6 protein-coding genes are annotated in these 5,476 nt (G+C 46.7%); all 6 read left to right on the top strand.

The window, feature by feature from the left end; translation table 11 throughout:
- Positions 1–743, top strand: a 743-nt coding sequence (locus KH813_RS05875; protein WP_303994427.1) for a transketolase, incomplete at its 5' end; no start/stop codon positions are given.
- Entirely contained in the window at positions 743–1,684 is a 942-nt protein-coding gene (locus KH813_RS05870) for a transketolase family protein (RefSeq protein ID WP_303994425.1), read from the top strand. The genes KH813_RS05875 and KH813_RS05870, both read left to right, overlap by 1 nt.
- Positions 1,684–2,364 carry a cell division ATP-binding protein FtsE gene (gene ftsE / locus KH813_RS05865; RefSeq protein WP_303994424.1) on the top strand — a complete coding sequence of 227 codons (681 nt, stop codon included), beginning with the start codon at positions 1,684–1,686 and terminating at the stop codon, positions 2,362–2,364. Before KH813_RS05870 ends, ftsE begins: the two co-directional genes overlap by 1 nt.
- Positions 2,354–3,241, top strand: a complete 888-nt coding sequence (ftsX, locus tag KH813_RS05860; protein WP_303994422.1) for a permease-like cell division protein FtsX — start codon at positions 2,354–2,356, stop codon at positions 3,239–3,241. Before ftsE ends, ftsX begins: the two co-directional genes overlap by 11 nt.
- A 3-nt stretch (positions 3,242–3,244) precedes the next feature.
- The gene (locus KH813_RS05855; RefSeq protein WP_303994421.1) at positions 3,245–4,375 is read left to right on the top strand and encodes a murein hydrolase activator EnvC; all 1,131 of its coding nucleotides are present in this window, start codon (positions 3,245–3,247) and stop codon (positions 4,373–4,375) included.
- The coding region (locus KH813_RS05850; RefSeq protein WP_303994419.1) for a S41 family peptidase at positions 4,375–5,476 on the top strand (1,102 nt) is incomplete at its 3' end. The genes KH813_RS05855 and KH813_RS05850, both read left to right, overlap by 1 nt.

Below are 5,476 nucleotides of genomic sequence, written 5' to 3'. Positions count from 1 at the left end.
AAAGCGGGCATCCCGGCGGATCATTATCAATTACTGATTTGCTTGCATTTCTTTATAACGTGGAGATGAATAACGACCCGAGTGATTCGCATCGTCCGGATAGTGATCGTTTGGTGCTTTCCAAAGGACATGCTGCGCCAGGTTTGTACGCGGCATTGGCGGGTAAGGGCTTTTTTGCTAAAGACGAGCTTTGGCATTTACGTAAAATTGATGCGATGCTGCAAGGCCATCCGGATATGAAGCATACACCGGGGGTGGAAATGACGACAGGCTCTCTCGGACAGGGGTTCAGTGCGGCATGCGGTATGGCCTTGAATGCAAAACTTGAAAATGACGCGTATCATACGTTTGTTATCGTAGGTGACGGAGAATCGCAGGAAGGTCAAGTCTGGGAAGCTGCAATGTTTGCAGGTCATTATAAGCTGGATACCTTGACGGCGTTTGTCGACTTTAACGGATTGCAAATCGACGGTAAAATTACCGACGTTATGTCGCCTTTACCATTACCGGATAAATTCCGCGCCTTTAATTGGCATACTATTGAAGTGGACGGTCATGATATTAATGCCCTGCACGAAGCAATCGCCGAAGCGCGAGAAACAAAAGGTATGCCGACTGCTATTATTATGAAAACCGTAAAAGGCAAAGGAATTCGTGAAATGGAAAATCAGGCAGGTTGGCACGGCAAAGCTCCATCGTTCGAACAATACAACCTGTATATAAAAGAATTGGAGGATGAATAATGGCCAAAGCAACGCGCGATGCATACGGCGAAATCCTGAAAGAATTGGGGGCCGAGAATCCAAAGATTGTTGTTTTGGATGCTGATTTATCTTCATCTACCAAAACAGCAGAATTTAAAAAAGTCTTTCCTGAACGGCATTTCAACTGCGGTATTGCCGAGCAAAACATGATGGGGGTTGCCGCAGGTTTTGCGACAACGGGAAAAATTCCCTTTGCTTCGACGTTTGCTGTATTCGGCGCCGGCCGTGCCTACGAACAAATCCGAAATTCTATTTGCTATCCTAAGCTCAACGTTAAAATTGCGGTGACGCATTCCGGTCTGACTGTCGGTGAAGACGGAGCGACGCACCAGATGCTTGAAGACATTTCATTGATGCGTACATTGCCGAATATGACGGTAACTGTTCCCGCGGACGCCGCCGAAACGAAGGCTATTATTCGCTGGGCCGCTGACTATGAAGGTCCGGTTTATATTCGTATGGGGCGTGCCAAAGTGGAGGATGTTATGCCCGAAGGCTGTACGTTTACACCGGGCAAAGCGACATTATTGCGTGATGGCGCCGATGTAACGCTTATGGCGTGCGGCGTTATGGTGGCACCGGCATTAGAAGCAGCGGAAATTCTTGATTCGGAAGGCATTTCGGCAAGAGTGGTCAATGTGAGCAGCATTAAACCGATTGACGCGACGGCCATTCAGGAAGCGGTCAAGATGACCGGTGCGATTGTTTCCTGTGAAGAACACAATATCATTGGCGGTTTAGGGGCAGCGATTGCCGAAGTGTTGGTACAATCTACGCCGGCGCCCATGGAAATGGTAGGCACTAAAGATACTTTCGGGGAATCTGGAACGCCGGATGCGTTGTTGGAGAAGTACGGTTTAACGGCAGCACATATTGTTTTAGCCGCGAAACGTGTTATCAGCCGAAAGAGTAGGGTATAATGATCTGCTTTGAAAATGTTACCAAACGATATGGTAATAATATCGCGCTGCGAAATTTAAATTTACATATTGAAAAAGGTGAGTTTGTCTTTCTCGTCGGACCGAGTGGGGCGGGAAAATCTACTTTTATTAAGTTACTTTCCCATGAAACCGTGCCGGATGAAGGCAAAGTTTTCGTCGACGGAATTGAAGTCAACCGTTTGAAAAAGAGCAAGATCCCGTATCTGCGTCGTAAGCTTGGGATTGTTTTTCAGGACTTCCGCCTTTTGCCGAACAAAACGGCATTTGAAAATGTCGCTTTTGCTTTAGAAGTCATGGAAGTTTCGCCCACCGAAATCAAGCAGAAAGTACATAATGCGTTGGAACTTGTCAATTTGACAGCTAAAGCCAACCAATTACCCGCCAATTTGTCGGGGGGCGAACAGCAACGTGTAGCGATTGCCCGCGCACTGGTTAATCGCCCGGTGGTATTAATCGCCGATGAGCCGACAGGAAACTTGGATCCGGCTACAGCACAAACCATTATGGAGTTGTTTAACCACATCAATCATCTCGGCACCACAATTATCATGGTGACGCATGCCAAAGAACTCGTTAATCGTATGCATAAACGTGTTCTGACGATTGAAGACGGAGAGATTGTTCGCGATGTACAGAAAGGGGCTTACGATGAAATTTAGAACCTTTTTGTACTTCCTCAAAGAGGCTTTTCGTTCGTTCTTTCGTAATGGATGGATGACAATTGCCTCCATTTTGACGGTCACTTTATCCCTGTTTATTTTGGGCATGTTCATGACAACGGTTTGGAATTTGAATCATGCTGCTTCGTATCTGGAAAATCAGGTTGAGTTAAGTGTGTACTTAAAAGATGGACTGACGTCAGAGCAGATTCATGCAGTGGAACACAAAATAAAAAGCGCTCCCCAGACCAAATCCGTAACTTTTGTAAATAAAGATCAGGCACTTGCGGAATTTAAAGATCGCTTGGGTGACCAAAGCTACCTGCTGGACTCGTTAAACGGCAACCCGTTGCCGTCCTCATTTACGGTGGTTTACGAAACACCTTCGGGAGTACATCATGGAGCAGAATTGTTCGTGGGCTATCCGGAAGTGGAAAGCGTTCAATACGGACAGGAAACGATTGAAAAATTATTCCAATTCACTCAGATTGTCAGAATCGGTGGGATGATTTTGATTATCTTCCTGGCCTTTGCTACGATTTTTATCGTTTCCAATACGATTCGTTTGACCGTTTACGCACGACGTAAAGAAATAGAAATTATGAAATACGTCGGTGCCACGAACGGATTTATTCGTTGGCCGTTCCTTTTGGAAGGTATGATTCTCGGTACAATAGGCGCCATTTTTGCAGGCGTTAGCTTGTGGCAATTGTATGTATGGGCGCTGCGGGAATTAGTTGCCAACGGATTTGCATTTTTACCCTTGATTCCGGTATATCCTTTTATTGCGCAAATAGCAGCTATTTTACTTGGGGCTGGTATTTTGATCGGTGTTGTCGGCAGTGCAATTTCGGTGCACAAGTACATGAAGGTATAGTTTATGAAACGATGGGAAAAAGGAGCCGCATGGCTTTTAATATGGGCCTTCTGCCAATGCTTTGTAACGCCGTCTTTGGCGGAAGACTTAGAAGCGGAACTCTCTAATGTGCAATCACAAATGGATGAAGCACAACACCGTAAAGAACTTGCCGAGGAGCAAATCGGTTCGGTTTCCGAACTGTTGCGTCAGATTCAAAGTGAGTTGGATGCAGCTTTAGATGAGCTGCATGCAGTGGAAGTACAACAATCGCAAGTCAATGCCCAAATTCAACAAACCGAAGTGGAACTTGCCGCTGCGCAAAAACGACTGGATGAACGGGAGCGGATTTTAAATAAGCGTTTACGTGACGTGTATATGCATGGCAAGCTGAATTATTTAGAAGTCGTTTTAGGCGCGAAAAACTTTACCGATTTTGCTAATCGCTTGGAATTTTTGAAACGAATTGTTTCGGCCGATCTGAATTTAATTACAGAAATTCGCGCCGAGCGAGAGCTTATTTTACAAAAAAAGCAGCAGTTGGAAGAACAACGTCAACAGTTGGCAAAACTGCAAGTCGAAGCGGAAGCAAAAAAGACTGTTGTAGAAAATAAAAAACAGGATCAGCTGATTGTCTTAGCACGCTTGCAGGATGAAAAGGCATTGGCGGAAGCTTCTTATGCGGAATTGCAGGCGACCAGTCAAGATATCGAGGCACGTATTAGGGCGCGGCAACAACAAGGTGCCAGTGCCGGACAGGTTGTGCATGGTAGTGGCGTTTTCGTTTGGCCGACAAGCGGTCCTATCACATCACCGTTCGGTTATCGAATTCACCCGATTTTCGGCACGCAGATTTATCATTCGGGCATCGATATCGGAGTCGATACCGGCACGCCTATTGTAGCAGCGGATAGCGGTGTCGTCATTGAAGCGGACTGGCTCGGCGGTTACGGCTATGCCGTTGTTATTGATCATGGGAATGGTTTGAGTACTTTGTACGGACATAACTCCGAGCTGGCGGTTTCGCCGGGGCAGAGTGTACAACAGGGACAGGTCATAGCATATGCGGGATCTACCGGTTATTCGACCGGACCGCATTGCCATTTTGAAGTGCGTGTTAACGGCTCGCCTGTAGACCCGATGGGATATCTCTGATGAAACAACCATGGAATTTTAAATATCTGGTACGTGCAGTAGTGACGGGAACTGTTTTTGTTATTTTGGTTTTATTGGCAACGTCCTATCTTTTATTTGGCAGTGTTGAAAACGGTGCGCGATTTGCGCGCGTGTTACTCACAGTACGACATAATTACGTTCATCGACCGGATCCGGTCCAATTGACCGACGGTGCGATTGGCGGCCTAGTACAAAGCTTGAATGATCCGTACTCCTATTATTTGCCGGCAGGTGACTTTGCCCGTTTTACGAAATCCATAGAAGGCAAGTTTGTAGGGGTCGGCATTATTTTGACAACTGACAGTGAATTTCCTCGCATCGTGCAGGTTTTGCCCGGCGGAAGCGCAGAAGCTGCGGATGTTCCGGTAAATGGACATATTATTGCTGTGGATGGGGAAACAACCAAAGGACTACCATTGCCTAAAACGGTTGAAAAAATCACCGGGCCCGCGCACACACAAGTAACAATTACAGTACGAAGTGCTAACGGAGACAGGGAGTTTACGTTACAACGCAAAGAGTTTTCCGTTCCAACGGTAACTCACGAGATGCTGCCCGATAAGATCGGGTATTTACGTATCAGTCAGTTTACGGAACAGACTCCGGAAGAAGTAAGCCGGGTACTGGAGGAATTAAAGTATCGAGGCATGCAACGCCTGGTCTTGGATTTACGCAAGAATCCGGGCGGTTCGCTGGCAGCGGTAACGGCAGTAGCGAATCATTTTGTGTCGCAGGGGGAATTGGTACGAATTGTGCCGCGCTCCGGCAAAACGGAAGTTATCAAGGTGAGCGGCAGCAATGAGCTCGTTCCTTTTGTGGTTTTGATTGATCATGACAGTGCGAGTGCCAGTGAGATTTTAGCAGCAGCGATTAAGGACCACCAAACGGGCATCTTAGTTGGTACGACAACGTATGGGAAAGGAACAGTACAAAGCGTACTGCCGGTCTCCGATGAAACGGGACTGCGTTTAACGATTGCAGAATATTACAGTCCGAATGGAAGCAGTATCAACGGATACGGTGTCGCGCCTGATATAACTCCAAAACTATTGGCCTCCGGTTTAAAGCCTTCCGCAAGTA

The organism is Negativicoccus succinicivorans, from assembly GCF_018373335.1.
Classification (GTDB): Bacteria; Bacillota; Negativicutes; order Veillonellales; family Negativicoccaceae; genus Negativicoccus; species Negativicoccus succinicivorans_A.
The sequence above is the reverse complement of the archived record's forward strand: the minus strand, read 5'-3'. Positions and strand labels throughout refer to the sequence as shown.

What these genes read in the sequence shown, in the direction of transcription:
- KH813_RS05870 (WP_303994425.1), top strand. Translation starts at nt 743, where the DNA reads ATGGCCAAAGCAACGCGCGATGCATACGGCGAAATCCTGAAAGAATTG.
- ftsE (WP_303994424.1), top strand. Translation starts at nt 1,684, where the DNA reads ATGATCTGCTTTGAAAATGTTACCAAACGATATGGTAATAATATCGCG.
- ftsX (WP_303994422.1), top strand. Translation starts at nt 2,354, where the DNA reads ATGAAATTTAGAACCTTTTTGTACTTCCTCAAAGAGGCTTTTCGTTCG.
- KH813_RS05855 (WP_303994421.1), top strand. Translation starts at nt 3,245, where the DNA reads ATGAAACGATGGGAAAAAGGAGCCGCATGGCTTTTAATATGGGCCTTC.